Origin of the sequence: Tumebacillus sp. BK434 (genome assembly GCF_004340785.1) — a bacterium.
Lineage (GTDB): Bacteria > Bacillota > Bacilli > Tumebacillales > Tumebacillaceae > Tumebacillus_A.
In genome coordinates this window covers 328,539-354,989 of sequence record NZ_SLXS01000004.1, presented here as the reverse complement: position 1 = coordinate 354,989, position 26,451 = coordinate 328,539, and the positions used below count along the sequence as shown (strand labels likewise).

Genomic DNA, 26,451 nt, shown 5'->3' with positions numbered 1-26,451 from the left:
ACTCCTTGCCACACTTGCCTCGTCTTTCCTTTCAGCGTATCACAATTCGCTGTCGCCCTCAAATTGCTGGCGGTACAAGCTCGCATACAGTCCGCCCTGCACCAACAGCTGCTCATGCCGTCCCGCTTCCACCAGCCGCCCGTCTTCCAGCACCAAAATCTGATCGGCTGCCAGAATCGTCGACAGGCGGTGCGCGATGACCAGCGAAGTGCGGGACTTTTGGCTCATCAGCTCTTCCAGCGCCTGCTGAATCTCATGCTCCGAATGCGAGTCGAGCGCCGACGTCGCTTCGTCGAGGATCAGAATCTTCGGTGCCTTCAAAATGACCCGGGCGATCGCCATCCGCTGCTTCTCCCCGCCGGACAGCTTGTGCCCGCGCTCGCCGACGATCGTGTCATAGCCCTCAGGGAGCGAGACGATCAGGTTGTGGATGTACGCCGCCTTCGCCGCCGCGACCACTTCCTCATCGCTGGCATCCGGCCGCCCGTAGCGCAGGTTGTCGCGGATCGAGGCATGGAACAAAAACGTCTCCTGTGTGACCATGCCGATCTGCTCGCCGATCGTCTTCAGCTCCAGATCGCGCAGATCATGCCCGTCGAGCAGCACGCGCCCCTCCGTCGGGTCGTACAGACGCGGGATCAGGCTCGATACGGTCGTCTTGCCCGAACCGCTCGGCCCGACCAGCGCTACCACCTGCCCCGGCTCGATGACGAACGACAGGTCGCGCAGCACGTCCCGCTCCGCCTGATAGCGGAACGTCACATGTTCAAACGCCACCCGCCCCTGCACATCCTGCAGCTTCAGCGCATGCGGCTTCTCCTTGATCTCAATCGGCAGATCCAGATACTCAAACAGACGCTCAAACAGCGCCACCGATCCCAAGATGTTGACTTGAATGTTCGCCAGCGCCGCCACCGGTCCGTACAAGCGGTTCAAAAACGCCGTAAACGCGATCACCGTGCCGATCGTGATGTCCTGATCGATCACCAGATGCCCGCCGTACCAATAGATGATCGCAGGTCCCGCCGTCGAGATGATCGACACAAACATGAAGAACCAACGCCCGATCATGCTCTGCCTGATCTGCAGCCGCATCAGCTCTTTGTTGATCCCTTCGAACTTGCGCAGCTCGTCCTCCTGCCGCACAAACGCTTTCACCAGCAGCGCCCCGGAGACGGACAGCGTCTCCTGCATCAGGGACGACATGTCGCCCATCCGCTTCTGCGTCTCTTTTTTCGCATTATAGTTCAGCTTGCCTACCCGCCGCGTCGGCAGAATGAACAGCGGCAACAGCAAGATCGAGACCAGCGCCAAGCGCCAGTCGAGCCAAAACATCGTGACCAACGTGGTCACCGAGATCAGCACATTGTTCAGCGACTGCGCGATCGTATCGGTCACCACTTGCTGCAGCCCGTTGACGTCGTTGTTCACCCGCGACATGATGTCGCCCGTCTTCGTCGAGGTGAAAAAGCGGATCGACATCTGATGCAGATGGCGATACATCTGATTGCGAATGTCGAACATCACGCCTTGGCCGATCCGCGAGTTCAGATAGGTCTGCATCACGCCGATCAGACCTTGCAGCATCGCCGCCAGCACCATCGCCACGGCGAGGATGTTCAGCATCGACAGGTTGCCGTCCGGAATCGCCGTGTCGACGATCCATTTGATCAGCAAAGGCTGCAGCAACCCCAGCCCCGCCGCCGCCAAGATGCAGAACACCACGCCGGCAAGCAGTTTCCAATAGGGCAGAAAATACCGGTAGATCCGCACCAGCGACTCTTTTTTCAACTCCGGCTTCTTGCCGTTTTGTCCCCAATCGTAGTTCGTATAAAAACGTCCCATGACCTGTACCTCCAATACCACCATCTTATAACAAAAAACTTATTACTAGGTGCTAATAACAAGTGATATAATGAGGGTACAAAATCTCGCCAATGAGGTGATCTCCTATGTATAAAACCAGAATCGCAGGCGTCGGCTCCTATATCCCCGAAGGACGGTTGACCAACCACGACCTCGAGCAGATGGTCGAGACGAGCGACGACTGGATCGTCACCCGCACCGGCATCTCTGCGCGCAGCATCGCTGCGCCTGACCAGTATACTTCGGACCTCGCGTTTCTCGCCGCACAGCGGGCGCTGGCAGATGCCGGCCTGACCGCCGAAGACCTCGACATGATCCTCGTCGGCACCGAAACGCCCGACCATCCCTTTCCTTCGGTGGCCTGCCAGCTCCAGCACCGCTTAGGCTGCCGGGCGATCTCCGCCGTCGACTTGCACGTGACCTGTGTCGGCTTCCTCTCCGCGCTGGAGACGGCCGATGCGTTCATCCGCTCAGGCAAATGCCGGCACATCCTCGTCGTTGGCGCCGACAACCTGTCCCGCATCACCGACTATACCGACCGCACGACCTGCATCCTCTTTTCAGACGGCGCGGGCGCCTTTGTCGTTTCACAGACGGCCGACCCGTCCCATCCCGGCATTCTGCACACCGCGACACATGCCAACGGCGAGCACTACTTCTCCTTGTACCAAGAGCGCGGCGGGTCGATCAAAATGGACGGGCGCAAGATCTTCAAGCTGGCCGTCACCGCCATGACCGAGACGACCAAACAAACGCTGGAAGCAACCGGAAAGACCATCGCCGACATCGACTGGCTGATCCCGCACCAAGCCAACCAGCGCATCATCGATGCGGTCGCCGAGCACTGCGAAGTGCCCAACGAAAAAGTCATCTCCACCATAAAATACCTCGGCAACAACTCCTCCGCCACCATCCCGATCGCCTTCGACCTCGCCCGGCAGGACGGCCGCATCAAGCGCGGCGACACCCTGCTGCTGACCGCATTTGGCGGCGGTCTGGTCTGGGGCTCGGCGCTGCTCCAGTTTTAGTTCGATATAAAAGATAAAAGCACATAAATATAATGGCCGAATCCACGACTCTTTTACCGCAAAAGTCGTGGATTCGGCCTTCTGTTTCTCAACTGCGCACCTTGCGCTGTAGCATTATTTTATTTTTGCGACCGTCCGACATCAGACCGAGCGGCGAATTCGCTTTCGGCTTGATTGCCAGCAACGTCCAGGCAGGGCAGCATCAGCCCGATGCCGATACTGCCGATGATCAGCACGCCGAGCAGCCAGTAGATCTGGTTGTACAACGCCCCGATCAGCACACCTGTCGTCATCCGTTTCGCTTACAAATAATATGGCATATCCCCTTGCTTTTTCAGCCAATCCGCGCTCAGCAAGCCCATCATCACCTGATCGCGGTGTCCGTTCATCGTCCACATCGCGTCCCGGCGCACGCCTTCCACCGCAAAGCCGCATTTTTCATAGCAGCGAATGGCGCGTTTGTTGTCGGCAAACGTGTCCATCGAGATCCGGTGCGCCCCGTAGCGGGTGAACAGCATGCGGATAAACTGTTCCAGCGCGTCCGTTCCGTAGCCCTTGCCCCAAAAGGCGCGATCGCCGATAAACATCCCGATCGTCACATTGCGGTTGATGCGGTTAAAGTCCCGAAACGAGATCTGCCCAATGACGACCTGCTTCCCGTCCTTTTCCGCCTCGATCACAAACACGCGCGACGACCCCGAAGCCTTCTGCGACTTCACCATCTCCTCGATCTCCACGCGCGCATGCATCGCCACCCCGAACCCGCCAGACGCCCAGAACATCACTTCCTCATCCATCCGAAACCCATACAGCGCATCCACATCCCGCAATTCCACAGGTCGCAAAGTCACCATCTCAGCACATCCCCCTTTCAATTAGCCTTTATATGGTAATCAAACTCCACAAGCTTGTCAAATCCAAGTCGCATCCCAAAATCAAAAAGCCAGCGCTCTCAGCACCGGCTTTCCTTACCTAAGAAGATCCATCCGATCCAAACAAGCGTCCTCCTTCAGTCGCTCCAGCACCAGCCCTAAATCTTCTCAAGCGCCTGCTCCAAATCACGAATCACATCCGCGACATCCTCGAGCCCCACCGACAAGCGGATCAGCCCATCGGCGATCCCCATCTCCTGCTGTCTGACCTCGGCCGGGATCACCGAGTGGGTCATCGTCGCCGGGTGCTGGATCAGCGTCGTCGTCTCGCCGAGACTGACCGCCAACTTTGCTACTTGAACATGGTCCATCACCGTTCGCCCCGCCTCCAGCGACTCCACTTCAAACGAGATCATCCCGCCCGGCCCCGTCATCTGCTTCGCCGCCAGCTCCTGCTGCGGGAAATCGTCCAGCCCGGGGAACCTCACCCGCTTCACCTTCGGATGCCCTTGCAAAAACGCCGCCACCTGCTGTGCATTCTCACAATGCCGCTCCATCCGCAAAGGCAGCGTTTTCAGCCCCCGCAAGATCAGCCAGGCATCCATCGGCGACAGTACCGCCCCGATGTCCTTCAGCGTCGACATTCGCACCTCATCCAAAAATGCCTTCCGCCCCACCGCGACCCCGGCGATCAGATCCCCGTGACCGCCCAGATACTTCGTCGCCGAATGCACCACCACATCACACCCGTGCGCCAGCGGACGCTGCAAGTACGGCGTCAGAAACGTATTGTCCACCACCACCTGCGCCCCCTGCTCATGCGCCACCCGCGCCACCATCTCCAAGTCGACCAGCTTCATCGTCGGATTGATCGGCGTCTCCACATACACCACCTTCGTCTCCGGACGCATCGCCCGGCGCACCGCCTCTTCATCCGCCAAGTCTGCCAGCGAGAAATCCACCTTGAACTTCCGCTTCAGCAGCGACAAAAAGCCATACGTACACCCGTACAGCCCATCCGAACAGAGCACATGATCCCCCGACTCCACCAGCGCGAGGAGCACCGCCGAAATCGCCCCCATCCCCGACCCGAAGGCAAGCCCCGCCTCCCCGCCCTCAAGCCCGGCCACCGCAGTCTCCAGCGCCTGCACCGTCGGATTGGCGATCCGCGAATAGATCATCCCCGGCTCCTCCCCGGCAAAACGCGCCCCGCCCGCCTCCGCCGACGGAAACACGAACGTCGAGCTCAGATAGAGCGGCGGCACCAGCGCACCATACACATCCTTCTCCACACCGTCCGGGTGAATGCTTCGCGTCGAAAACCCTTTTTCGTCCTTCTTCACATTCATCGCCCCCTTTCTGGCAGTCTATGAAAAAAAGAGCGCCCGCGTACTTCCCCCCCTGCAAACGACAAAAAGCCCCGCGACGTCTACGCCAAAGGGACTTTTTTCGACTCCATCAATCTCTTCAATTTCCACAGCGACCACTTCGTGACCAGCAGCATCACCGGCTGCATCAGCCACGGATCGAACAAAAAGCGCCACGGCTGCTTCAGCTCAAACCGAAACGCCGTCCGCACCACCGTGCCTTCACCATCGCGCAAATACGTCCACGACCCGGCCCCGGCTGCCACCGGCACACCATGCGCCTTGATCAGTTTGACCACCGTCTGCCGGCACGGGGTCACCGCCAGATACTCCATCTCAAACGAGTAGGGCAGCACCAGCCGCCCGGCCGTCACAAACTGCGCGCCTTTCGTCGGCAAGCCGTCCTTGGTGAACCGTCCGCCCGTGATCCGAAAATCCCACTCCCCGCGCCGTGTCGGGTCCTGCATCACCCGCCACACCGCTTCCACAGGAGCGTTGATCTCCACCTCACACGTCACTTTTGCCATGGCGGTACCGGCTCCCGAGCCGCTCTTCCAGCTCCGCGCGCAATTGATCCGTATCGGCCACATGGGTCAGCGCGAGAAACTGCCCTCGCTCGTCCCCTTGCTGGATCTCCAGGCCTTCTGCCAAACGCCGCTCCTTCGGGTGATACACCACCGTCATCCCCTGCCACGGGTACACCTTCGAAGGCAACAGTCTGCGCTCCACGACCAGTCCCTCCTCGGCAACGCGCACCCCCTTCAGCACAAAATGCCGCATAAACAAAAGCCCGAGCAGCAGCACATAGAGCAGCGCCAACACGACCGCTTCCTGAATCGTCTGCTGTGCGAAGATCATGTACAGCACCGGCAGCGTCAACACCAAAAGCAGCCAGCCCATCTTGTTCTGATACCGATACAGCATCTCCCAGTCCTCCCTTTCTCACAGAAAAACCGCCCCGGTGCCGGTGCGGTTCTCCTCCTCAACCTGTATGTATTAGTCGCGTGCCGGGTGATCCACTTCCAGATCGCCGTTGCACTCTACTTGGCAGCCCAGACGATGGCCGTCATCGATGCGGAACAGCAGGAAGTCGATCTCTTCCTCGGTCGGGTCGTTGAGGTGCTCTTCGCCTTTCAGGATCTTCACGGAGCATTGACCGCATTCTGCGTTCATGCAGCCCCATTCCATCTCGATGTGGCGCTTCTTGCACTCTTCCAGCAGGTTCGCGCCTTTCGCAACTTCCATCGTTACCGTTTCATTCGTTTCTTCCAAGTGAATGGTGACTTTCACCGTATCTGCCATGGTATCGGACCTCATTTCTCTCTGGTTTCAAGCCTAACACCTTCCAGTTTACCAGTAAAAAAGGGATTCTGCCACTCTGAGCGAAGTAGATACACGATTCTAACAGAAAGAAGTTGAAAAGATGAGCATGCCCTTGCTGAGCACCATTCCGCCCGCCTATCGCGTCCGCCGCAAACGGAACTGGCTGCGCGTGAGTTTGACCATCGTCCTTATTTTATTCCTTTTGCTGCCTCTGCTCTCCGGCTATGTCACCTGGAGCCTGACGCATCCCGACCGCCGTCCGATCGAAGTGACGCCGCAAGACATCGGCGTGACCTACGGAGACATCGAGTTCACCTCCGCCGATGGCACCCCGCTCAAAGGCTGGTTCCTGCCCGCTGCGAACGGTCAGACCGACCGCCTGATCGTCTTCGCCCACGGCTACTCTGGCAACCGCGTTGCCGACAAACCGTCGCTGCCGACCGCCAAAGCCCTGACCGAAAACGGATTCTCCGTGCTGATGTTCGACTTCCGCAACCACGGACTTTCCGGCGGCGACCTGACCACCGTCGGCTTGAATGAAAAAGAAGACCTGATCGCCGCCGTCCACTATGCGCAGGAACAAGGCTACGGCACCAACGGCATTGGCTTGCTCGGCTTCTCGATGGGTGCCTCGACCGCCCTGCTCGCCGCGGCCGACCTGCCCGATGTCAAAGCGCTGATCGCCGACAGCCCATTCTCCGACCTGCGCCCGTACCTCAAAGAAAACATGCCGCACTGGTCGCACCTGCCCGACTTCCCGTTCACCAGCCTGATCCTCTGGGAACTGCCGTGGCTGATCGGCCACGACCCGTCCGAAGTCTCCCCGCTGAAAGCGGCCCAGCTGCTGACCACCCGCCCGATCCTCTTCATCCACGGCGGCAAAGACGACGCGATCGACCGCGCCCATTCCGACAAGCTGATCACCGCGCTGGCTCCCAACCAGCCCGAACTCTGGTCGGTCGAACCGGCCAAACACGTCGGCACTTGGGAGCTCGACCCGGTGACCTATATGGACCGCGTCGTGTCCTTTTTCCAGCAGCATCTCGGCGACTAAAAAAGCAGCCCGCAGGCTGCTTTTTCTTCTGTCTTCTTATCGAAGCACGATCGGCACCGATTCACCAGGACCTCCTTTGCCCGACTGAATCCGCTCGCTCCCGAGCATCTCCAGCACCCAGATCTCCACTTGGCCCTCCGGATTCTGAACCTGCAGTTCGACCTCATAGCCGACCTGTCCGTTCGCCCGTTTGAACATCCGCTCCGCTTTCAGAAACTTGTACTTCCCGGAAGCCAGCGCCTCCACCCAGCGATCAAACGGCTGAGGCGGCTTGTTCGAAGGAGTCGCGAAGAACGCCGCTTGTGCATAGTCCCATCGATTCTGCTCCAAATACTTCATAAACTCGCCCGCTTTGACCGGCGTGCTGGCCAAGCTCTGCTTGTTCGCCCCGGTGATCACCTGATCGACCGCGCTTGCGCCAAATTCGCCGTTCGCAGCCGCCGCTTCCGGCGCTTTGTTCGGTGCCAGCAGTACCAGCACCAGACAGCCTGCGACCACAACACCGGCCGCTGCGACCGCCCGTTTGTTCCGCCACACCTTCTTTTGTTGACGATAGAAACCCGGGTGCTCCAGCCGCTGCTGCAACGTGTGTGCAAAAAACGAAAGGATCAGCACCGATACGGCCAGAAACGCACAAGGTGCTGCCACCAGCCATTGATAGCTGTTAATATACTTGATGCCATATGCGATCAGCGCACCCCATTCACCGGTCGTCGACAACAAGATGAAGTCGATATGCGTCTTCTCGCCCAGATGAAACGGTTCGCTTCCGCCGACAAACACGCTGAGCACCGCCAACTGCCCGATCAAAAACATCACCTGTACCAGTTCCGTCACGAACCCGTACAGCAACTCCGGCCGCAGATGCGGCACCAGATGCCGCCAGACGATCCGGCTCGTCGACGCCCCCAGCGTGCGGGAAGCGCTGATAAATTCCTTGTCGCTGAAAAATTTCGCCCGGTCAGCAAACTGATCGGCCAGCGGAAACACGCCCGCCCCGACCAGCATGATGAACACCGCGAGTTCAAAAAACTGCACGCGCGGGTCGTTCGGCAACAGACCCATGTTGATGTACAGCATCCCGGCCAGCTGATACAGCGCCGTGAACAAGATCAACACCGCCGGCACCGAAGTCGTCACGATCTGCAGCACCCGCACCACGCCGCGCAGCCGGCCCGTCGCTCCGCTGTACAGTCCGAGCGGCACCGCGAGCAAAAAGCGCGCCGCCGTCACCAGCAAGCCGAATCCGATCGAATATTTCGCACCGTTCAACAGCAGGCTCAGCATGTCATACCCGCGATGATCCGTCCCCAACCAGTGTTCACCGCTCGGGGCGAACGGAGGCGCGACCAGCTGCTTTTTGCCGTCGATCACCTGTTCCGCCAGTTGAATCTTGTCGCTTTCCCCGATCGCGCTCGGCATCAGATAGCTGCCAAACAGCGTCACCACCACGAGCAGAAGCAGCAGCGTCCAAGCCAATCCATATTGAAACCGCATCCCTTTCAACGTCATGCTACTTCCCCTCCTTTAGGGCAAAAGCCCGGCGGTGGCGCACCCAAGTGACCCGCATCCCGTTCTGCACCATGCTACTTCCCCTCCTTAAAAGCCACAGCCCGACGGTGGCGCACCCAAGCGATCAGACCGTTCGTCACCAGCGTAAATACCGCCAGAATCGCACACGTTACCGGCAGCGACGACACCGAGACCACCCCTTGCGCAAACGCGTAGCCGCCTAAGCCAAACGTCCAGGTGATCACTTCTGCCGCCACCATCGACGTCACCGCGACCAGGACCATGCGCGGCAGCACGGCCAGCAGATCCTCCCACGTATTGCGCAACAGATGCGACAGGACGACCATTGGGCGGGTCAACCCTTTGGCGTAGGCGGTCCGCACATACGCCTCCTGCCACTCGCGAGCGAAGGCCAGCCGCAGCGTCCCATACAGGATCGCCCCCGGCAGCATCGCGATGCCGAGCAGCGGGATCAAAAACGGCGTCCGATCCTGAAATTGCAGGGCCACGATCAGCGTTTTCCCCGCCTTCTTGTCGATCATCACCGCCGCATACTGGATCATCACGATCAAGAAAAAATCGGGCAGCGACAGCAGCAAGCGATTTAGCACATCCAACACCTTGCCCAGCCGCGGCAGCAGCACCGCGAGCAGCACGATCAACAGACCTCCGGCAACCGCCAGCACAAACGCCGGGATCAAGTACGAAAACGTCCGCTTCACCATTGCGCCCAGATGCTTCTCCAGCGGTTCATTGCGCGGATAGATCTCCGTCTGGAACGTGATCTCCCCCAGTTTGCCTTGCGAGTAGGTATCCAAGGAGCCCTTGAGGGCCATCCCATACCGTTCCCAATCAAAGCTCGGAAACTTCGGCACGGCCAGCGTCAGATCGATCTGCCTGTCCATGCTCAACAGCCGCTTGTACTCCCGTTCCTCCGCCTCCGGATAGCCGACGATCAGGCCCGGCTCCTTCTGGATCAGCGTCAAACCCGGATAGCGGGCCACGATCTCTTCCGCTGTTGCTCCCGGCATCAGCGTGACCTGCACCCTGTCATGCGCGACCGCGTCGATCGCATAGCCCAAGTTGCTGACGAGCCAGATGCCTGCAAGCACGCAGACGACGAGCATACATCCTTTGACAAAACGAATGATCATATGAGATCAACTCCCTATAGCACCAATTAATTCCAATATAGCACAATAAAAAAGATGCGTTGAGAATATTTCCTCAATTCGCATCTTCTGTAAACAATTTGTAATCTCTTTGTAATTGTGGAGTTTAAGGCTAGTCCAAAATATAGACATCCATCGCCTTGCGTCCAAACAGGGTAGCCGAGTAATAATCCGGATGGAACAGATCGACTCGCAGATTCTTAATCGCGCCGCCCGTGTCGCCTGCGATCCCGTAGCCGTAGCCTGGAATATACAGATGCGAGCCGAGCGCAATCTGTGCCGGGTCGACGGCGACCATGCCGACGCGCGGCATGATGCCCGTGTACGCCGGGTTGCCCGAGTACGTGTAGGCGGTTGCTTCTGTCGCTTTTTTCGTGTGGTAGTTCAGCCCCATCCCGCCGCGCGACGAGATGTTAAACACATTCCCCGGCTTCGGCCGCTGCACGATCGAATGGTAGAGGAACGTCGCCACTTCCTCGCGCGTGGCATAGCGCTTCGCCTCCACTTTGCCGCCCGAGCCGTGAATCAGCCCGGCGTCGGTCGCATAAGCCACCGCTTTCACCGCCCAGGACGAGATGCTCCCGCGATCGCTGTAACCGGCGACGGCGCGGGAATAGGCGGTGTAGCTCATCTTGCGCGCCGTCTCCGATTCCTTGCCGAGGGCGCTGACCGTCATTTTGATCATCTCTTCCCGGCTCAACGGTTTATTAGGTTGGAACACGCCGTCGGCCGTTCCACTCGTGACGCCCAGCCGATAGGATAGTTCCGCGTAGGTGGTGTACCATTCTCCCCGCGGGACGTCGCGAAACACTCCTTTATAAGGGTCTGTCAGAGGCAGCTTCTTGGCGTTGATCAGCATCGCCGCAAACTCAGCCCGCGTCACCTGCTGTTTCGGTCGGAACGTGCCGTCCGTAAAGCCTTGGATGATGTGGTTGCTGTACATCGAAAGAATTTCATTCTTGGCATACGAGTTGTCAATATCACTGAATGGGTTTCCATTTGCCGCCTCCGAGGTCTGTGGCAGCGCCAGAAAAGCGATGGCTGCCAGCGCCAGCAAAGGCAATGCTTTGATGATTTTCTTCATGATCTCCTCCTGCTTGCTTTCTCCCTGTCTCCCCGTGCACATGTACAAAGTTCGCAGATCGGGCCGTGTTTCTGTCTCCTACTTTCGACTTATTTCGACAGACCCCCTGCTCGAAAAACCGCTCCTCTTTTTGGCAACGCGCCTTTTCGTGTATAATGGGGAAGTAAGCAGCAAGCACATAACGAAAGGCAGTGACTACATAATGAAAAAAGCAATCATCGAACTCGAGCGCGGCGGCGTCATGGAATTCGAAATGTTTGACACCCATGCACCGGGCACCGTAGCCAACTTTGAAAAGCTGGCGAACGAAGGCTTCTACGACGGCCTCAAGTTCCACCGCGTCATCCCGGGCTTCGTCGCTCAAGGCGGCTGCCCGCAAGGCACCGGCACCGGCGGTCCGGGCTATACCATCAAGTGCGAAGTAATCGACAACCCGCACCAGCACCAGCGCGGCGCGCTGTCCATGGCTCACGCTGGCCGCAACACCGGCGGTTCCCAGTTCTTCATCGTGCATGACCGCAAGACCACCGCTCACCTGGACGGCAACCACACCGTGTTTGGTCAGATCATCTCCGGTGAAGAGTTCATCGATGGCATCGCGCAAGGCGATAAGATGAAGTCTGTGAAGATTGTAGAGGCGTAAGTTGAATCCGACATAAAAAGAGCCGACTTCTCACCGAAGTCGGCCCTTTTTCCGTCTGCCTACAAACTTTTCAAAACCTTATCAATTTCTATCTTCTCTTTCCCTGCAAACTTACGTTGCAGCCAAAACAAGTCCATATGCTTCGCAAATCGATCGGGAGCAATCGTCACAACACCTTTATTGCTCACATCTTCAATACGAAATTTCCCTTGAACAGTACCGACAATCGTATAGGGGTCACCGGGGTAACCATCTTTCAGGAACACAATGTACCGATTTCCTTTTTTCATCACCGGAGACCCTTCAATTGTGCTTTCCACAAAAGGTTCCGACGCTCGTGGCTTCCCATCGGATCGCATTTCGTTCCCCTTCGATTTTGACATATCAATGACTCCTCCGGTTTCCGAAATCTTAACCGTTTTCAGGCTTGTATCCCCTTTGTAAAGAGTCTTGATGTCTGCTTCCGACCAAGTAAGAACTGACGGCGGATTTTCCGAAGTATAGATTGTCTCCTGGTCTTTAATTTTCACTTCCGCAACTATAACAGCCCGCTCATACATACTTTCCAATGTATCAAACGTTTCCATGCTAGCAGATCCCGCAGCAATGGGGTATTGCGTTTCCTTAACAAACTCAAAGTCACTCGAAAGAGGACTCACGATCTCTTTTACCTTTACAATTACGCCTTCATCCTGGCCAGACATAAAGACCGTAAGTCCAATTGCTCCAGCCAGTAAAATACCAGCGCCGATTTTTGTCGCCTTAGAAATCATGTAATGTCTTCCCTCCATAACAACAGAGTTTAATAGAGTGTACCATAAAGTTTCCGCACACCATCAATTTCGTCCGACGTTGGTTCTCTTTGAGACAGAGAAGATTACCAAATCCGAGTTCAGCCGGCATTATTCGAATACCGCGTCCACATTCGTACAAACAATGCTTGCATCTTCCAATAGCGCACGAGATAGCAAAAAAAAGCCGGGTTCTCCCCAACCGGCTCACACCTTCGGCCCCAAAAACCACGTGTAATGCACCAGCATATTCTCCGTATCCCTCGACCCGATCACAAAATACCGCAAATACAGACTCCGCCCGCGATACTCCCCGACCTCAAGCAGCTTCTTCTGATTCGAGATCCCGTTCGGCTCGTCAAAATTCACAAACGTCAGCAGTACTTCCCACTCATTGATTTCTTCAAGCTCCACCTCCCGCTCGCAATTGCGTTTATCCTGAAACGTAAATCGTACAGTCAAAGCTCCGTCCCCATCGTCAAACTCAAACACAACGGTTTCTTCATGCAGTGCATGCAGCGACCCGCTCTCCAACACTTCCAGCCCGTCTACTGTCAGGATCATGTACCCGCTCTTCCCTTCTGCCCAATCTATCATTCTGTTACATCCTATTCCCTTTATCCCGAGCCTATGACTAAACAAAATGAACAGTAGATTTGTTGATTTCCGACACCACTTCGATTATTGGCGGTTGAAGCTACACCTGTAACCTGCTAAAGCTCTCATTCGATTTGCTTCCTACCACATCCCCACGGTAGACTAGAAGTACTTGCAAGAACGGAAGGAGATAGGAAGATGACCACAACTTCGATTCCCGTTTACATACTGACCGGCTACCTCGGCGCCGGCAAAACCACCCTTTTGAAAACCCTGCTTCGCCACATCAAAGCAGAGGGACGCACCCCCGCCGTGCTGATGAACGAATTCGGCTCGGAAAGCGTCGACACCCTTCTCCTGCAAAATTCCGCCGTCCCCGTGATGGATCTGCTCGAAGGCTGCGTCTGCTGCACCCTGCGCGGCAGCCTGTCAATCACCCTGCAGCAGATGGTCGTGCAGTACAAGCCCAACGTGATCTTCCTTGAGACCACCGGGGTAGCCTCTCCTGTCGACCTCGTGGAAGCGCTGGTGGAGCCAGAGTTGGCCGATCTTATGCACCTTGCAGGGATCTACACCCTCGTAAGCGCGAAACGCTTCCCCCTGGATCTCTCTCCGGATTCACTCGATGCGAACGAGCGGACGATGATCCAGCAGGTGCAGTACGCCGATGCGATTCTGGTGTCCAAAACCGATCTGGTGAAGCCCGAGCACTGGGAGGCGTTGCAGAAGGTGCTGCAGGAGTTGAACGGGGATGCGCCGCTGCTGCAGGTGTATAAGGGCGAGGTAGATGCAGTGGAACTGCTGGGAGTGCGAACCACGCCAAAAGAGAAGCCCTCTGCCAAGCCCAAAGGCATTTCCCGCCGCACTGTGGGGCAAGTGAAGGCGACGACCCGCGAGCGGACGAGCTTTGGGAACTTGCAGACGTTTACTTATGAGTTTGAGGGTGCGGTGGATAAGGAGAAGTTCTTCGATTTCTTGCGAGCTCTGCCGGACAACGTCTTGCGTGCAAAAGGGTTCTATAAAGACGCCGAGCACGGCATGCTGCACGAGTTCCATTACGAGCCTGGGGCACCGATGTCGGCTATTGTGGATGTCGATGGGAATGGAAGGGCGTTTGCGGTGTTTATTGGGAAGGATTTGGATGAGGCTGGGATTATTGAGCAACTCCAAGAATGCAAAAAAGACTGAGTTCGTTTACTACGAACTCAGTCTTTTCATTTTCTACTTTGGAACTGTTATTAGCTCGTATCCAATAATCCCCGCCCCAAACAGGACGAAGAGACCAAAAACCGTCCAGAACGCCTTACGGGAAGCGGTAAAATAGAGTACAACCAGTATCAAAGCAGCAATCAATATTGGAATCCCGATTACCAGATAGAGCCAGAGAAGCATCATCATTTCTTCTTTTAGGGTAATCCCGAGAAACACGGCGAGGACTGTATAGGCCAAGGAAACGACTGACCAAAGTATCAATGAATGTTTCATTTACACCTCCTGCCAGCGGAATGAGCCTTAAAACTTTGATGTTATTCAATCCCATAAGAAGATAGATCCTCTTTCAAAACGTAATGTCTGTTGTTGTAAGAAATATGAGTTACCTCTCCTTCCTGATAGACTAGAAGATCGGCCGTGGTTTGCTTTTTATTGTATTCCAATCCTTCAGGTGAGGTAGATAGAACAATTTTATACGGGAAAGTTTTGGGGAGTGGCTCTTCCACAGACAATTTCGCTTTAGAAAGAGTCAATATGATACCACGGACATTCTCTCCCTTAATATCTGCAAGGGACTCCAAAGTGTTGTTCCCGACTTTAAAAACTTGGACATGATCGAGATAGTCGAATTGCATACCAAATGTTTGATTTATTGCGACTTCAAGGTCCGATTTGAGAGGTGAAGGATCGCTACATCCAAACAACAAAGCTGCAAGTGCAATTGCCAGAACAAAATTAATTCTCATTAGCATCAAAAATCCCCCCTAATAAGAAATATGAAAGAGAGTGGACCTCCACTCTCTTTCAACTGTAACTTAGCAATAATTTTCGTGCCACCATTTACATAGGATGCCCAAGATAATGTGGGCCAGATGTAGGAGTCAATCTCCGGATTCGGTTCTGGAACCTGAATAATTATTTATACTGAATTCGAATCGACAGTTCATATTCAACGGACTATCAAATTTCGCCAACATTCCATAGTTGTTAGTCAATATCCCTATGAGGATTACACTACTAAAAAAGCAGTTCCTGGGGAATAAAAAACCCGTAGCACTTTGTGCTACGGCTAAAATCATTTTGCTATGATATGTGGACCCGGTTCAGGGAGTACCTCAGCAGCGTTCGTTATAGAATGATCCACACCTATAAACAAAACTCCAACTAACAGACAAGCAAGTATCAACTTTTTCATTTCTTATCATCTCCCCCGGTCGTGCAAATCTTTGTAAAGCAAATTCCGTCTTCGTTCCACTTTATATGCCGCTTCGAAATTCCCCAGACGATGATAAACGTCCCCTACAATGTCAAGCGATTCAATCTCTTCAATAATTACCCCAATTATACCAAATAATTCGGCCGATTTTAATGCATATTCAATGCACTTCGCATCGTTGCCCTTGATAGAATAAAACTTCGCCCAAGTGCGTAATAAAGAGGCTTCTTCAACAGTCCTTTGGAGTGAATTTTGATTGATCTGCTCGGTCGCTTGATCTAACAAGTCCTTCGCTTTCTCCAAATCGTTTGTAAACTCAATCTCTGCGATTTTAGATATTGCTAGTACGTAATTCCTGTAATCCCCCTCAGTAAAATAAAAGTTTGCACACTCACACAAATGAGCTAATGCTTTCTCCGTGTCTTCTTTGAGCGTTACAAGGACCGCAATGTTATGTTGCACCTGCATAGATAGGGAGGATAGATTTAGAAACTTATATAAATGGTATGCATCACTAAAAAGTTCGGAAGCTCGCTTATGCTGGTGTGCCGTATTATACGCTTTTGCTTGTACAAACATTGTATCTGCTAAATGTCTAATGTCTTGCGACCGTAAATAGTAGTCACCGGCTTTCTCAAAATAAAAAAGAGATTGTTGATGCAATCCTTTCATGCGCAAAACTTTCCCAAGATTGAAGGAGATTTGCGCAGCTAACTGGTCAAAAATTGCGAACTGGAATGTTAAATCGAAAGCTTTCTGATAGTTATAGTAAGCTGGGGTAAGCTCCTGCTTCTGTAGATGGACGTTTCCGATTCGTTTTCTGATTAATGCTAAAGTATGTACGTTATCGTAATTGACACTCTCCAAATGAGTAATCAATGGCAATAATAATTCCATCGTGTCATCATATTTCGTTTGCTGGTGCAGGCTTTCTGCTAAGTCGATGGTAATATCGATTGAGTCCACTTGTGAAATACCGGGCTCTTGATGTAAAACGATCAACAACTTTTCAGCCTCGATAGATTCCCCTATCTCCAAATAAACCTTTGCTAACTTATGGCGATTCACAACCTCCATCTGATCAATTTCATCTTGAACTAACACGTGGAGCGGCACCTGTAACTTTTTTGCTATATGGGTAAGCAGCTCTACAGAAGCGGTATTCTTGTCGCGTTCGAGTTGGCTGATCATTGATATTGTCACAAAACCATCAGCAACATCCGATTGACTCATACCTTTTTCTAATCGAAGACGACGGATCTTCTCTCCTAATGATTCGACCTTGATTTCTTCCATGCGCACCCCTCCTAACAAAAATATACACAGTCAAAGATACCATATTTTGATTTGCTATGAAATAAATAAGATTGCAAATACGCAAATAAAACCTCTTTGATCTTAGAATGACAAAAAGGGTATTGAGAGTAGTTCTTCGTAAAGTTAATCTATAGAGAGCTGCTGTTATAATTTTGTCTACACAGAGCAAGAGGAGAGTACTCACACATGACCGTTTACGATAACTCTGGGCTATTCGAAGAATTGAAACAAAAAGGAAAATCTTATCCTGAGAATAATAAATCGAATCCTCTACACCCCAAAGCATATGCTGATGCTCTGATTCAACAGATCTCAACCGAGATCGGTCAACGCCTCTATAAACTAGCCGAAGACTCTAACTACGATCAAATGTTTCAGTTAGTCACCACTCTTAAACAGCAACTTAATGAATCTGTAACAGAATACGACCTGCCGCTGCAATCGATCCATTATAGTAATGAAGACCGCTTTATTCCAGACTACTCAGATATGTTCCTCACAACTTCGCAGCTGATTACAAACTATGGAGTCGGGAAGCGAAACTTATACAAAACTATAAAATTTGAACTGCAGTCCACCGATCGTGCCGATCTTATGGTCAGTTTTATTCGATGGAAAGGTTTGCAATTGCTCTTGCGACCATTTGACCAGCTTCTCGCAAACAAGAAACCGATTCGTGTCTTAACCTCAACGTACCTTAACTATACAGAGCCAAAAGCCCTTGAACGACTTCTCGAATTAGAGAATGTCGAAGTCAAGATTTTCGATTCTGGGCATAAATCTTTTCACACAAAAGCGTATTTGTTTAGTCGCAACTCAGACTTAAGCACAGGAATCATTGGCTCCTCCAATATTTCGCGCGCTGCTTTTGTGGACGGATATGAATGGAATGTTAAACTCCCTGACCTTCCACATATTCCGATATATTCAAAAGCATCCAAAGTCTTCGAAGAAATGTGGAATGACCCCCGTGCCATTCCTGTTACACCATCACTTTTAGAAAGCTACAAGATTCAATATGAAGCTGGAAAAATTGCCTCATCTCGAAGAGAAAAATTTAAACCTTTCGAAACACCACTTGTCGCTGAACCATCCGCCCAATATGGTGAACAACTCCATCGTAAAATTGAGCCTAATCTGATGCAACAAAAAGCCCTAGCAGCACTCCAAAACACGCGAAAAGACGGAAATGACAAAGGCGTTGTCATTGCCGCTACCGGCACAGGGAAAACGTATTTGTCCGCGTTTGATGTTCATCAATTTCAGGCAAAACGCATGTTATTTCTCGCTCATCGCGACGAGCTTTTAATGAATGCCCAAGAGACCTTTGCGGAAGTTTACGGTTCATATGATCTTTTCGGTAAACTTACAGGAACTGAAAAGAATCTTCAGAAACCGTTCTTATTCAGCACGGTTCAGACCATGCATCGCGCTGAGACATTGGCCCAATTTCCCCACGACCATTTCGACTACATCATCGTGGACGAGTTTCACCATGCACAGGCCGAAACATATCGGAAGGTACTTGATCACTTCCAACCGATGTTTTTACTCGGATTGACTGCAACACCCGAACGCATGGATGGCCGAGATGTGCTAGCATTGTGTGACTTTAATGTCGTCTACGAGATACGTCTACATCAAGCCTTAGAGAATGAACTTCTTGCTCCCTTTCATTATTTTGGACTGAATGACCCAACCATAGATTATAACGAGATCGAGCAACAGAATGGCTTTTTTGAAGAAGCCTCTCTCGTCCATGCTCTTAAGACAAACGAACGTGTAGAGTACATTAAAGATATGATCGAGAAATTCGGGTACGATGGGGACCGACTTGTTGCACTGGGCTTTTGTGCAAATGTTGACCATGCAAAGTTCATGACAGACGAATTCAATAAAATTGGCTATCACGCAGCCTGCTTAACCGGGAATGATGACCCCAAAGCGCGCCAGAAAATCATCGCGCGATTGGAAGACGACCATGACCCACTGCAGATCATTTTCACCGTTGATATCTTTAACGAAGGCATTGATATTCCAAAACTCAACGTACTTCTCTTCCTACGCCCTACGGAGTCTGCAACTATTTTTATTCAACAGTTAGGACGTGGACTAAGAAAAATCGACGGCAAAGAATACGTTACTGTTTTAGACTTTATTGGTAACTACAAGAAATCTTTTGTTGTTCCACTAGCATTGTCAGGACAAACAAACCACAGAGCTTTTGATCGTGAATCCTTACGTAAGGCAGTAGAGAACGAGTTCTCTGAACTTCCGGAGGGGTGTTACGTGGATCTTGAAGAAATATCTCGTCAACAAATTCTTGAAAAACTAGATCAAGTACGTATGAATAACATCCAATTGCTGACCGACTTGTACTTTCAATTTAGAAAAGAACTCGGTCGTTCCCCAGAACTAGTGGATTTTCTCTACAACGAGCAAGCACCTAGCCTTTTCTATTTTGTAAGAAGGTTCGGTTCATGGGTGGAGACTAAGAAACGTATGAAGGATCTAAATGAGTTCGACTCCGCTTTGCTGGAAGATCATTTGGCGCTTCAGATCATTCAGCGTCTCGAAAGGATGTTTCCGTTAAAGTGGCCGTATGAATTCATCATTTTGGAACTCGCGTTTCAACACGAAGAAGTACAAGTGCCTCAAGTGCTTACTGAATTACAGCGTCGTTTCCGAGTCCCTGTTACCGCTGAACAACATAAACCATATGTTGTTCGGGCGATGGAAAGATTGTCTGAGGAACAATCCAAATTCAAGTGGTCGTTCGGTCGTGTGTTGAATGATACGTTCAGCCTTGAAGAGCCAATCAAGCACGCAATGGATTCAGAAAGGAACGGGAAATATATCAGGGAACGATTTAATTTCGGGCTTACTGAGTTTAGACGAACTCACCGCCCAGAGCTAACTCTTAGTAACCAGAATGGCATCATGCTCCATCAAAACTACACTCGTAGTGATCTAATGTTCCTGTTTCAAGTCACGGTTACAAAAAGTTCATGGCGTGAAGGCGTTAGACAGGTGGGTAATAATTATCTTCTCTTTGTAACTCTAATTAAGGATGAAGGAACTGCAGATCATCTTAATTATGAGGATTACTTTATCGATCAACAGAACTTCCATTGGCAAAGTCAGCCTAAGACTACCCATAAATCTAAAGTTGGACAAAATTACATTCACAATAAAGAAAGAGGCATACACATACATCTTTTTGTACGTAAGTTCGCAAAAATGCATGGTATGACTCTTCCCTTTATGTATCTTGGTGAGATGGACTATGTCAGTAGTCATGGTGACAAACCGATGAATATCAAGTGGCGACTTCAATCACAGGTACCAGATGAGATTTTCAACGATTTGATTCGATAATTGATCTACAATAAATCTTCATTGACCAAACGATCAAGAGTCGGCAAATCAGCGGGGGCCCAGTTAAGAGAACTCAGTTCACTTTTTGAAAGCCAAGTGAGTTTTTCATGCTCACTGGCTTTCGGTTCCCCATGCACAATTGTTGCAAAGTATGTGATGAGGCGCACCACAACGGTTGGATACTCATGTGTTGCGTCAACTACAAGATCACCGACCTCAATCTCGCAATCTAACTCTTCTTTGATCTCTCTAACCAAGGAGTCCTTGGGATCTTCCCCCTCTTCAATTTTCCCACCAGGAAATTCCCAAAGACCCGGTAAAGACATATTTTGAGAACGAAGTGCGCACAGCACTTCTTTTTTTTCATTCACAATTATGGCACCAACTACATCCACTTTTTTCATACAGCTACTTCCTCCCGTACTTCATATTTTTCATCACTATCATTTGTAGCATAAACACTTTCTCTTTTCCAATCCGATGCGACTCCCATTTCATTGAGTTCTTTGCTAAACTAAAAATACTTTGGTTAAGAGAGGTAATTATGGATACAATCACCCATACCTTATTCGGCGTCATTATGTATCGCTCTGTAAACAAAATCGAAATGTCTAAGGAATTAAAGCGTTCTCTCCTATTCACCTCCCTCGTCGGCAGCCAAATCCCCGACATTGATGTCATCTCGCAATTATGGGATACACAAGGCATGTATCAAATGTGGCATCGTGGTATCACACACTCTATTTTCATGGTGCCGATTTGGGCTCTGCTCTTGTCCTTGATCTGCTTCCTAGTATGGCGTACCAAGGACAAAAGAATCTTCTTCCTAGGGCTACTAGCAGTCTTCATACACGACACATCAGACATATTTAATGCTTGGGGAACTGGATACTTTGAGCCCTTCTCACAGGCACGACTGACCTTTGGGACGATCCCGATCATTGACCTGACGATCTGGGCATTCATTCTCGGTGGGTTTATCTTCTCGCGAGTTCGGAAGCATATCGCGCCGCATAAAGTCTTCAAAGGGGTTTGGTGCCTGATCGCTGCGCACATCCTCATCCAGTCCGTACAAGGGTACGCGATCTATCAGTCCGTGGATGATCCGTATGAGCAGGTGGCGTTATCGGCTGAGTTCGTACCGTGGAACTATCAGGTGATTGGGAAACGCGGGGATGTGGTTGAGATTTTGGATGCAACATTATGGAGTGAACCCAAGTTGGTATATACACTTCAGTCATCGACAAAATCGAACTTAGATGAACTGTTTAAGAAAAATCCTGCTGCTAAAACGCTACATCAATGGTCTCCTTTTGTTGTAATCGTTGACGATGAAAAGCATTTGGGGATTTACGACCCTCGTTTTTATCGGAATGGGCAATCTTTTCTTTTCGAATCTATCGAGAAAAATACCAAAGGGGCAAAATAAATGTCTATAGTAAGGGATCTCCCCAATTATTTCAGAAGTTTTGCTGAAGAATTAAACACAACGAAGAATAGGGTTCGAAACTTAATTGGAGAAACGCATTGGGCGTCGGATGGGTCACACAAAGAGGCAATTCTGCGTGAAACCTTGCGGAAGTTTTTACCTAGTAAATACGAGATTGGCTCAGGCTTTATTATCGACGACTCAGGAAATTCTTCGAGTAAACAAATCGATATTTTGATTTATGACAATGCATCGCCAGTAATTTTTAGGTCTTCCGAATTTGTAATCGTACCTCGACATTATGTCAAAGCTGTGATCGAAGTAAAGACAGACATTTACTACAAGACTCAAAGAGAAAGTGCATTTGAAAATCTGTACTCTGCCCAAACTATACTGAACGATGATACTAATGATGTATACACAGCAATTTTTGCATACGACTATAAAGATATTGAAACAAAAAGTATGCACGGTGTTAGTGAGCATATCGTTACTCGAATATCAGAGTTCTACATAAGAAAGTTCGAAGAACTAAACAGCCGTTCTACAGTTTCAAAAGAAATGTTCTTACGCAAATACTCTCTGTCTTCTTTCTGTATAAACCAACAGTTGTACGGCCTCCACTGGAAAAATCAACGTCATCCTGAGTTCGGTATCTACAATACTGAAGAAAAATCGTTTAACTTCTTCGTATCTAACCTACTAAACACAATGGATAGTAAGGTTTCAGGAAGACTTTGGTATCCTGATGAGAAAGAATCAAGAAAGTTCTTGAAAAGAAGTCTACTCTGAGGTGATAAAGAGATGACATCAACAAAAAAATCTGCCCTCCTCATCGGTGCCAGCGGCCTTGTAGGTGGTCATGTGCTGACCCAGCTCCTGAGCAACGATACATACTCCAACGTAACCATCTTCGTCCGCAAGCCCCTGCCCCACTCGCATGCGAAGTTGGAGCAGGTCGTGGTCGATTTCGACAATCTCTCGGCTTACAGCGAACACTTCAACGTCAACGATCTCTTCTGCTGCCTCGGCACCACGATCAAGGTCGCCAAGACGAAAGAAGCGTTCCGCAAGGTCGACTACACCTACCCGCTTGAGCTGGCACGTCTCGCCAAGGAGCACGGTGTAGACAAATTCCTCATCATCACGGCGATGGGTTCAAACGCGAAGTCTTCTATTTTCTACAACCAAGTCAAAGGCCAGGTGGAGAACGACATCCGCGCCCTTGACCTCCCTTCGCTGCACATCTTCCGCCCTTCGCTGCTGCTCGGAGAACGCAAGGAGTTCCGTCTGGGTGAGCAGTTCGGGGCGGTGGTATCGATAGCGCTCAAACCGCTGATTCCAGCCAAATACAAGCCCATTCACGGGCGCACAGTGGCGGCTGCGATGATCGAGGTGGCGCAGACTGGACAAAGCGGGGCGAACATCTATGAGTCAGATCGGATCGCCGCACTCGGGAAGTAAACGCTTGCAGCGACTATGCACCCCATCAAAAAAAACCAAAAGCCAAACTTCACGCCCCTCGCGTCAAGTTTGGCTTTTCTCCTCTCCCCCCTTATAAGGCTGATCTTTCTTCCGATCCACATACAGCCCTCCATCCTCTTGCGCTTCCGCATAGAACACCGCCTTGTACGTCGGGATGCCTTGCTGCTGCAACTGCTGCTCCAGCCACTTTTCATCTCTCTTGATCGTCTCTAGGTTATGGGTCAGCAACTGCCCATCCGATACGACCTGCACACCAAAAGGCGCGGGATTGGCGCGGCCGGTTACGATGTCGTGTTTGGAGGCGGGCAGGTGGTTGGTCTTTTTCAAAATGCTGAGCTGGCCGTCGGGCTCCAGGATGGCGTAGTCGACCTCTGTTAGCGAAAAGATGTGTTCTTGGCGGAGGAGCATAGTCAACTCCTCTACGTTCATCTTTTCTTTACGCAAGGACTTCTCCAAAATCTTACCTTCTTTTATCACCACGGTCGGCTCGCCTTCAAGGAGCAGGCGGATCTTGCGGGACTTTTGGGCCAGCATTTCCGTACCGTAGGAAAGACCTCCCCAGATGAACATGGTGATGAGGGCGTAGTGGAACTTAACCAGCGGGTTAAACGCGACGTAGGCAGCGCTGGCACCGAAGGCGATGCTGGAGATGTAGTTGAAGGCGGTGATCTGCCGGATCTGCTTCTTGCCGAGCAGTCGGGACAGGAGAAGCAAGGCGACAAACGCCGTGATGGGCCGGTAGAGCATTTCGAGGCTCACAGGGAATCCCTCCTTTTCCCTTACTCTTCCCCCAGTGCCAAATACTACCCGCCTTGCCAGTATCTTAGGCGGTCTGCACCATTTACACCATTGGCATCAATTGCTAAGATGTTGATTGGCATAAAACTTTACTTATTTCCCGAGGGGAGACAACCACCTACAATGGCAAAGAACCGCTTCAAGCTTTTGACATCCGCAGCTGCGACTGCTGCCTTGATTGGTACGCTGGTGAATCCGGTATCTGCTGCAGGAAGCACTGCATTCAAAGATATCTCGAACAGCTATGCGCAGGAAGCGATCCTGTTCCTGAATGAATATGAGATCCTGATGGGCGTGTCGGATACGGAATTCGCTCCGACCAAGAAAATGACCCGCGAGCAGTTCGCGACGATGCTGGTGAAGGCACACGCGCCGAATACCGCGGCGAAGAGAAACATGGTGTTCGCCGACAACACCAAGCAAACGGAATGGTACTACAACTTCGTGCAAACGGCTTATGATGAGAAGATCATGAGCGGCGTCGGCAAGAACTCGAAAGGCCAGGACGTGTTTGGTGTCGGCCAGACGATGACTCGTGAGCAGGCGATCGTAGCGATCATGAACATGTTCGGATTGAACGAATTCGTCGATCCGCAAGCAACCCCGGACTTTAAAGACGCGGGCAAGATCTCGGATTGGGCAAAAGGCTATGTGGCGCTGGCGCAAGAGATGGGCATCGCGTTTGGCACCGGCACCGGCAACTTTGAGCCGAAGACGGCGACGACTCGTGAGATGGGTGCGCAGATGCTCTACAAGACGACGATGGAATTTGTGCAGCACAGCACGTTTGTGAACATCGGCTTTGGTGGTTTTGAGAACATCACCGCTGGCAAGGAAGCGCAGTTCACCGTTTCGGCTGCAACTATTAACGTTCCTGAAGAGATGGCGCTGCGCTACCGTGCAACCCTCGTCGGCAAAGATGGAACTCCTGTTGCCAACCAGACGGTCTCGTACCAGACCGAACTGGGATGGCTGTCCTTTACCACCGACGCAAACGGCGTGGCGTTCTTCGGCCCGGAAGCAGGCTTCAAGCCGGCTGAGATCGGTCTGGAGAGCGAAGATGGCATCACCACCAACTTCAAGACGACGATGGCAAACGCTGGCGACTACACGCTGAAGGTGGCGTTTGTAGACGCTGCGACCCGCGAAGTGCTCGGGGTGGAGTTCACGAAGGACTTCACCGTTGCTGCGGCGGCAGCTCAGGCGGACGACACCACTGAAACTGGCCTCAACTAAGCACCAAGACCCGCCCTCCACGATTGGAGGGTGGGTTTTTTCTTGGCTTCGTGCTACTCTATAAGCACTGTGACCATTTTTTCGTTGAGCGGAGGAATCCAGATATGAAACAAGCTGTACGTATCGCCCTGCTGCAGATGGACATCGCGCTGGGGCAGCCGGAAGCCAACTTTGCCAAGGCGTCCGAATGGATTGAAAAGGCAGCCGCACACGGCACCGACCTGATCGTGCTGCCGGAGATGTGGAACACGGCCTACTCGCTGGAGAACATCCGCGACATCGCCGACCAGGACGGCGCCAAGACGCGTGAGGTGATCGGCGGGCTGGCTGCCAAGCACGGTGTGAACATCCTCGCAGGCTCCGTCGCGGACGTGCGCGGGGGCGAGGTGTACAACACGACGTACCTGTTTGATCGCACCGGGGCTGTCGTCGGGGACTACTCGAAGATGCACCTGTTCCGCTTGATGGATGAGGAAAAATATCTGCAGGCGGGTGATGGGGTGGGCCGCTTTGCGCTGGACGGGGTGGAGATCGGGTCGATGATCTGCTACGACCTGCGCTTCCCGGAGCTGTCCCGCACGCTGTCGCTGTCCGGGGCGCAGGTGGTGTTCATTCCGGCGGAATGGCCGCATCCGCGCCTGAACCATTGGCGCCATCTGCAGATCGCCCGCGCGATCGAGAATCAGATGTTTGTCGTCTCCTGCAACCGCGTCGGCCGCACTGGGGACACGGAGTTCTTCGGCCATTCGATGGTGATCGACCCGTGGGGCGAAATCCTGCTCGAAGCGGATGAGACGGAAGGCATCCACCATGTGACGATCGACCTTGGCGTCGTGCCGGAGATTCGCAGCCGGATCCCGATCTTTGAAGACCGCCGCCCGGAGCTGTACCGGCAAAAATAGACAACTGGTAACGCACCGAATGGGACGTGCTTGCATCTCCTAGTAGTAGGGGGTTCGGACAAACTTCCCCCGGTGAGGAGGTGTCGTCATGGGCACTTTCGGTACCTACACCCGTTGGGCAGTGGTGTTTCTGATCATCTTTGTTCTGTTCTTCCTGCTCGTTCCGGAA

General features: G+C 52.1%; 27 protein-coding genes. 10 read left to right on the top strand and 17 right to left on the bottom strand.

Going from position 1 to position 26,451, the window contains the following annotated elements:
• Positions 1-39: 39 nt before the first annotated feature.
• Positions 40-1,845 carry an ABC transporter ATP-binding protein gene (locus tag EV586_RS12975; RefSeq protein ID WP_132945540.1) on the bottom strand — a complete coding sequence of 602 codons (1,806 nt, stop codon included), beginning with the start codon at positions 1,843-1,845 and terminating at the stop codon, positions 40-42.
• 107 nt (positions 1,846-1,952) lie between these two features.
• Here EV586_RS12975 and EV586_RS12970 point away from each other — a divergent pair, with 107 nt between their 5' ends.
• A complete protein-coding gene (locus tag EV586_RS12970) occupies positions 1,953-2,894 on the top strand; it encodes a beta-ketoacyl-ACP synthase III (RefSeq protein ID WP_132945539.1) in 942 nt (313 codons plus the stop codon).
• A 119-nt stretch (positions 2,895-3,013) separates the two neighbouring features.
• Here EV586_RS12970 and EV586_RS21165 read toward each other — a convergent pair whose 3' ends face one another.
• The 6 genes from EV586_RS21165 to EV586_RS12945 all read right to left on the bottom strand — a co-directional run bounded on the left by EV586_RS21165 (position 3,014) and on the right by EV586_RS12945 (position 6,435).
• Positions 3,014-3,187: a hypothetical protein gene (locus EV586_RS21165; protein WP_165898582.1), complete on the bottom strand. Its 174-nt coding sequence runs from the start codon at positions 3,185-3,187 to the stop codon at positions 3,014-3,016.
• Positions 3,188-3,196: 9 nt separating this feature from the next.
• Positions 3,197-3,748, bottom strand: a complete 552-nt coding sequence (locus tag EV586_RS12965; protein ID WP_132945538.1) for a GNAT family N-acetyltransferase — start codon at positions 3,746-3,748, stop codon at positions 3,197-3,199.
• A 176-nt stretch (positions 3,749-3,924) separates the two neighbouring features.
• Positions 3,925-5,115 carry a methionine gamma-lyase gene (gene megL, locus EV586_RS12960; protein ID WP_132945537.1) on the bottom strand — a complete coding sequence of 397 codons (1,191 nt, stop codon included), beginning with the start codon at positions 5,113-5,115 and terminating at the stop codon, positions 3,925-3,927.
• Positions 5,116-5,195: 80 nt separating this feature from the next.
• Positions 5,196-5,660, bottom strand: a complete 465-nt coding sequence (locus EV586_RS12955; protein WP_165898581.1) for an SRPBCC family protein — start codon at positions 5,658-5,660, stop codon at positions 5,196-5,198.
• Positions 5,641-6,057, bottom strand: a complete 417-nt coding sequence (locus tag EV586_RS12950) for a hypothetical protein (protein WP_132945535.1) — start codon at positions 6,055-6,057, stop codon at positions 5,641-5,643. The genes EV586_RS12955 and EV586_RS12950 overlap by 20 nt, the downstream gene beginning before the upstream one ends.
• A gap of 72 nt (positions 6,058-6,129) precedes the next feature.
• On the bottom strand, positions 6,130-6,435 hold the full coding sequence (locus EV586_RS12945; protein WP_094236061.1) for a 2Fe-2S iron-sulfur cluster-binding protein: 306 nt from the start codon (positions 6,433-6,435) through the stop codon (positions 6,130-6,132).
• Between the two features lie 121 nt (positions 6,436-6,556).
• Between EV586_RS12945 and EV586_RS12940 the strand changes: the two genes are divergently transcribed.
• On the top strand, positions 6,557-7,510 hold the full coding sequence (locus tag EV586_RS12940) for an alpha/beta hydrolase (protein WP_132945533.1): 954 nt from the start codon (positions 6,557-6,559) through the stop codon (positions 7,508-7,510).
• Positions 7,511-7,546: 36 nt separating this feature from the next.
• Here the strand turns inward: EV586_RS12940 and EV586_RS12935 are convergent, their stop codons facing one another.
• The 3 genes from EV586_RS12935 to EV586_RS12925 all read right to left on the bottom strand — a co-directional run bounded on the left by EV586_RS12935 (position 7,547) and on the right by EV586_RS12925 (position 11,278).
• Positions 7,547-9,022, bottom strand: a complete 1,476-nt coding sequence (locus EV586_RS12935; protein WP_132945532.1) for an ABC transporter permease — start codon at positions 9,020-9,022, stop codon at positions 7,547-7,549.
• Positions 9,023-9,096: 74 nt separating this feature from the next.
• Positions 9,097-10,176: an ABC transporter permease subunit gene (locus EV586_RS12930; RefSeq protein ID WP_132945531.1), complete on the bottom strand. Its 1,080-nt coding sequence runs from the start codon at positions 10,174-10,176 to the stop codon at positions 9,097-9,099.
• Between the two features lie 130 nt (positions 10,177-10,306).
• A complete protein-coding gene (locus EV586_RS12925) occupies positions 10,307-11,278 on the bottom strand; it encodes an S-layer homology domain-containing protein (RefSeq protein WP_165898580.1) in 972 nt (323 codons plus the stop codon).
• A gap of 202 nt (positions 11,279-11,480) precedes the next feature.
• Between EV586_RS12925 and EV586_RS12920 the strand changes: the two genes are divergently transcribed.
• The gene (locus tag EV586_RS12920; RefSeq protein WP_132945529.1) at positions 11,481-11,921 is read left to right on the top strand and encodes a peptidylprolyl isomerase; all 441 of its coding nucleotides are present in this window, start codon (positions 11,481-11,483) and stop codon (positions 11,919-11,921) included.
• 59 nt (positions 11,922-11,980) lie between these two features.
• On the opposite strand, the gene EV586_RS12915 is transcribed toward EV586_RS12920, so the two are convergent.
• Entirely contained in the window at positions 11,981-12,694 is a 714-nt protein-coding gene (locus tag EV586_RS12915) for a hypothetical protein (protein ID WP_132945528.1), read from the bottom strand.
• 225 nt (positions 12,695-12,919) lie between these two features.
• Positions 12,920-13,309: a DUF6864 domain-containing function gene (locus tag EV586_RS12910; protein WP_132945527.1), complete on the bottom strand. Its 390-nt coding sequence runs from the start codon at positions 13,307-13,309 to the stop codon at positions 12,920-12,922.
• A 198-nt stretch (positions 13,310-13,507) separates the two neighbouring features.
• On the opposite strand from EV586_RS12910, the gene EV586_RS12905 reads away from it, so the two are divergent.
• Positions 13,508-14,497 carry a CobW family GTP-binding protein gene (locus EV586_RS12905; RefSeq protein WP_132945526.1) on the top strand — a complete coding sequence of 330 codons (990 nt, stop codon included), beginning with the start codon at positions 13,508-13,510 and terminating at the stop codon, positions 14,495-14,497.
• A 33-nt stretch (positions 14,498-14,530) separates the two neighbouring features.
• Here the strand turns inward: EV586_RS12905 and EV586_RS12900 are convergent, their stop codons facing one another.
• From EV586_RS12900 to EV586_RS12890, 3 genes are all read right to left on the bottom strand, one after another.
• The gene (locus tag EV586_RS12900; protein ID WP_132945525.1) at positions 14,531-14,794 is read right to left on the bottom strand and encodes a hypothetical protein; all 264 of its coding nucleotides are present in this window, start codon (positions 14,792-14,794) and stop codon (positions 14,531-14,533) included.
• Between the two features lie 41 nt (positions 14,795-14,835).
• Positions 14,836-15,273 carry a hypothetical protein gene (locus EV586_RS12895; protein ID WP_132945524.1) on the bottom strand — a complete coding sequence of 146 codons (438 nt, stop codon included), beginning with the start codon at positions 15,271-15,273 and terminating at the stop codon, positions 14,836-14,838.
• 449 nt (positions 15,274-15,722) lie between these two features.
• The gene (locus EV586_RS12890) at positions 15,723-17,033 is read right to left on the bottom strand and encodes a helix-turn-helix domain-containing protein (protein WP_132945523.1); all 1,311 of its coding nucleotides are present in this window, start codon (positions 17,031-17,033) and stop codon (positions 15,723-15,725) included.
• Between the two features lie 207 nt (positions 17,034-17,240).
• Between EV586_RS12890 and EV586_RS12885 the strand changes: the two genes are divergently transcribed.
• A complete protein-coding gene (locus EV586_RS12885; RefSeq protein ID WP_132945522.1) occupies positions 17,241-20,432 on the top strand; it encodes a DUF3427 domain-containing protein in 3,192 nt (1,063 codons plus the stop codon).
• A 5-nt stretch (positions 20,433-20,437) separates the two neighbouring features.
• On the opposite strand, the gene EV586_RS12880 is transcribed toward EV586_RS12885, so the two are convergent.
• Positions 20,438-20,836, bottom strand: a complete 399-nt coding sequence (locus EV586_RS12880) for a (deoxy)nucleoside triphosphate pyrophosphohydrolase (RefSeq protein WP_132945521.1) — start codon at positions 20,834-20,836, stop codon at positions 20,438-20,440.
• Between the two features lie 140 nt (positions 20,837-20,976).
• Here EV586_RS12880 and EV586_RS12875 point away from each other — a divergent pair, with 140 nt between their 5' ends.
• From EV586_RS12875 to EV586_RS12865, 3 genes are read left to right on the top strand one after another with little or no spacing between them, the layout of a single operon-like run.
• Positions 20,977-21,861, top strand: coding sequence for a metal-dependent hydrolase (locus tag EV586_RS12875; protein WP_132945520.1), 885 nt, complete (start codon positions 20,977-20,979; stop codon positions 21,859-21,861).
• Positions 21,862-22,653, top strand: coding sequence for a DUF6602 domain-containing protein (locus tag EV586_RS12870; RefSeq protein WP_132945519.1), 792 nt, complete (start codon positions 21,862-21,864; stop codon positions 22,651-22,653).
• 12 nt (positions 22,654-22,665) lie between these two features.
• Entirely contained in the window at positions 22,666-23,325 is a 660-nt protein-coding gene (locus EV586_RS12865) for an oxidoreductase (protein ID WP_132945518.1), read from the top strand.
• A 63-nt stretch (positions 23,326-23,388) separates the two neighbouring features.
• On the opposite strand, the gene EV586_RS12860 is transcribed toward EV586_RS12865, so the two are convergent.
• Complete coding sequence (locus EV586_RS12860; RefSeq protein ID WP_132945517.1) at positions 23,389-24,105, bottom strand: DUF421 domain-containing protein; 717 nt, start codon at positions 24,103-24,105, stop codon at positions 23,389-23,391.
• 162 nt (positions 24,106-24,267) lie between these two features.
• Here EV586_RS12860 and EV586_RS12855 point away from each other — a divergent pair, with 162 nt between their 5' ends.
• Positions 24,268-25,380, top strand: coding sequence for an S-layer homology domain-containing protein (locus EV586_RS12855; RefSeq protein ID WP_165898579.1), 1,113 nt, complete (start codon positions 24,268-24,270; stop codon positions 25,378-25,380).
• 104 nt (positions 25,381-25,484) lie between these two features.
• Positions 25,485-26,282 carry a carbon-nitrogen family hydrolase gene (locus tag EV586_RS12850; RefSeq protein WP_132945515.1) on the top strand — a complete coding sequence of 266 codons (798 nt, stop codon included), beginning with the start codon at positions 25,485-25,487 and terminating at the stop codon, positions 26,280-26,282.
• Positions 26,283-26,451 lie beyond the last annotated feature (169 nt).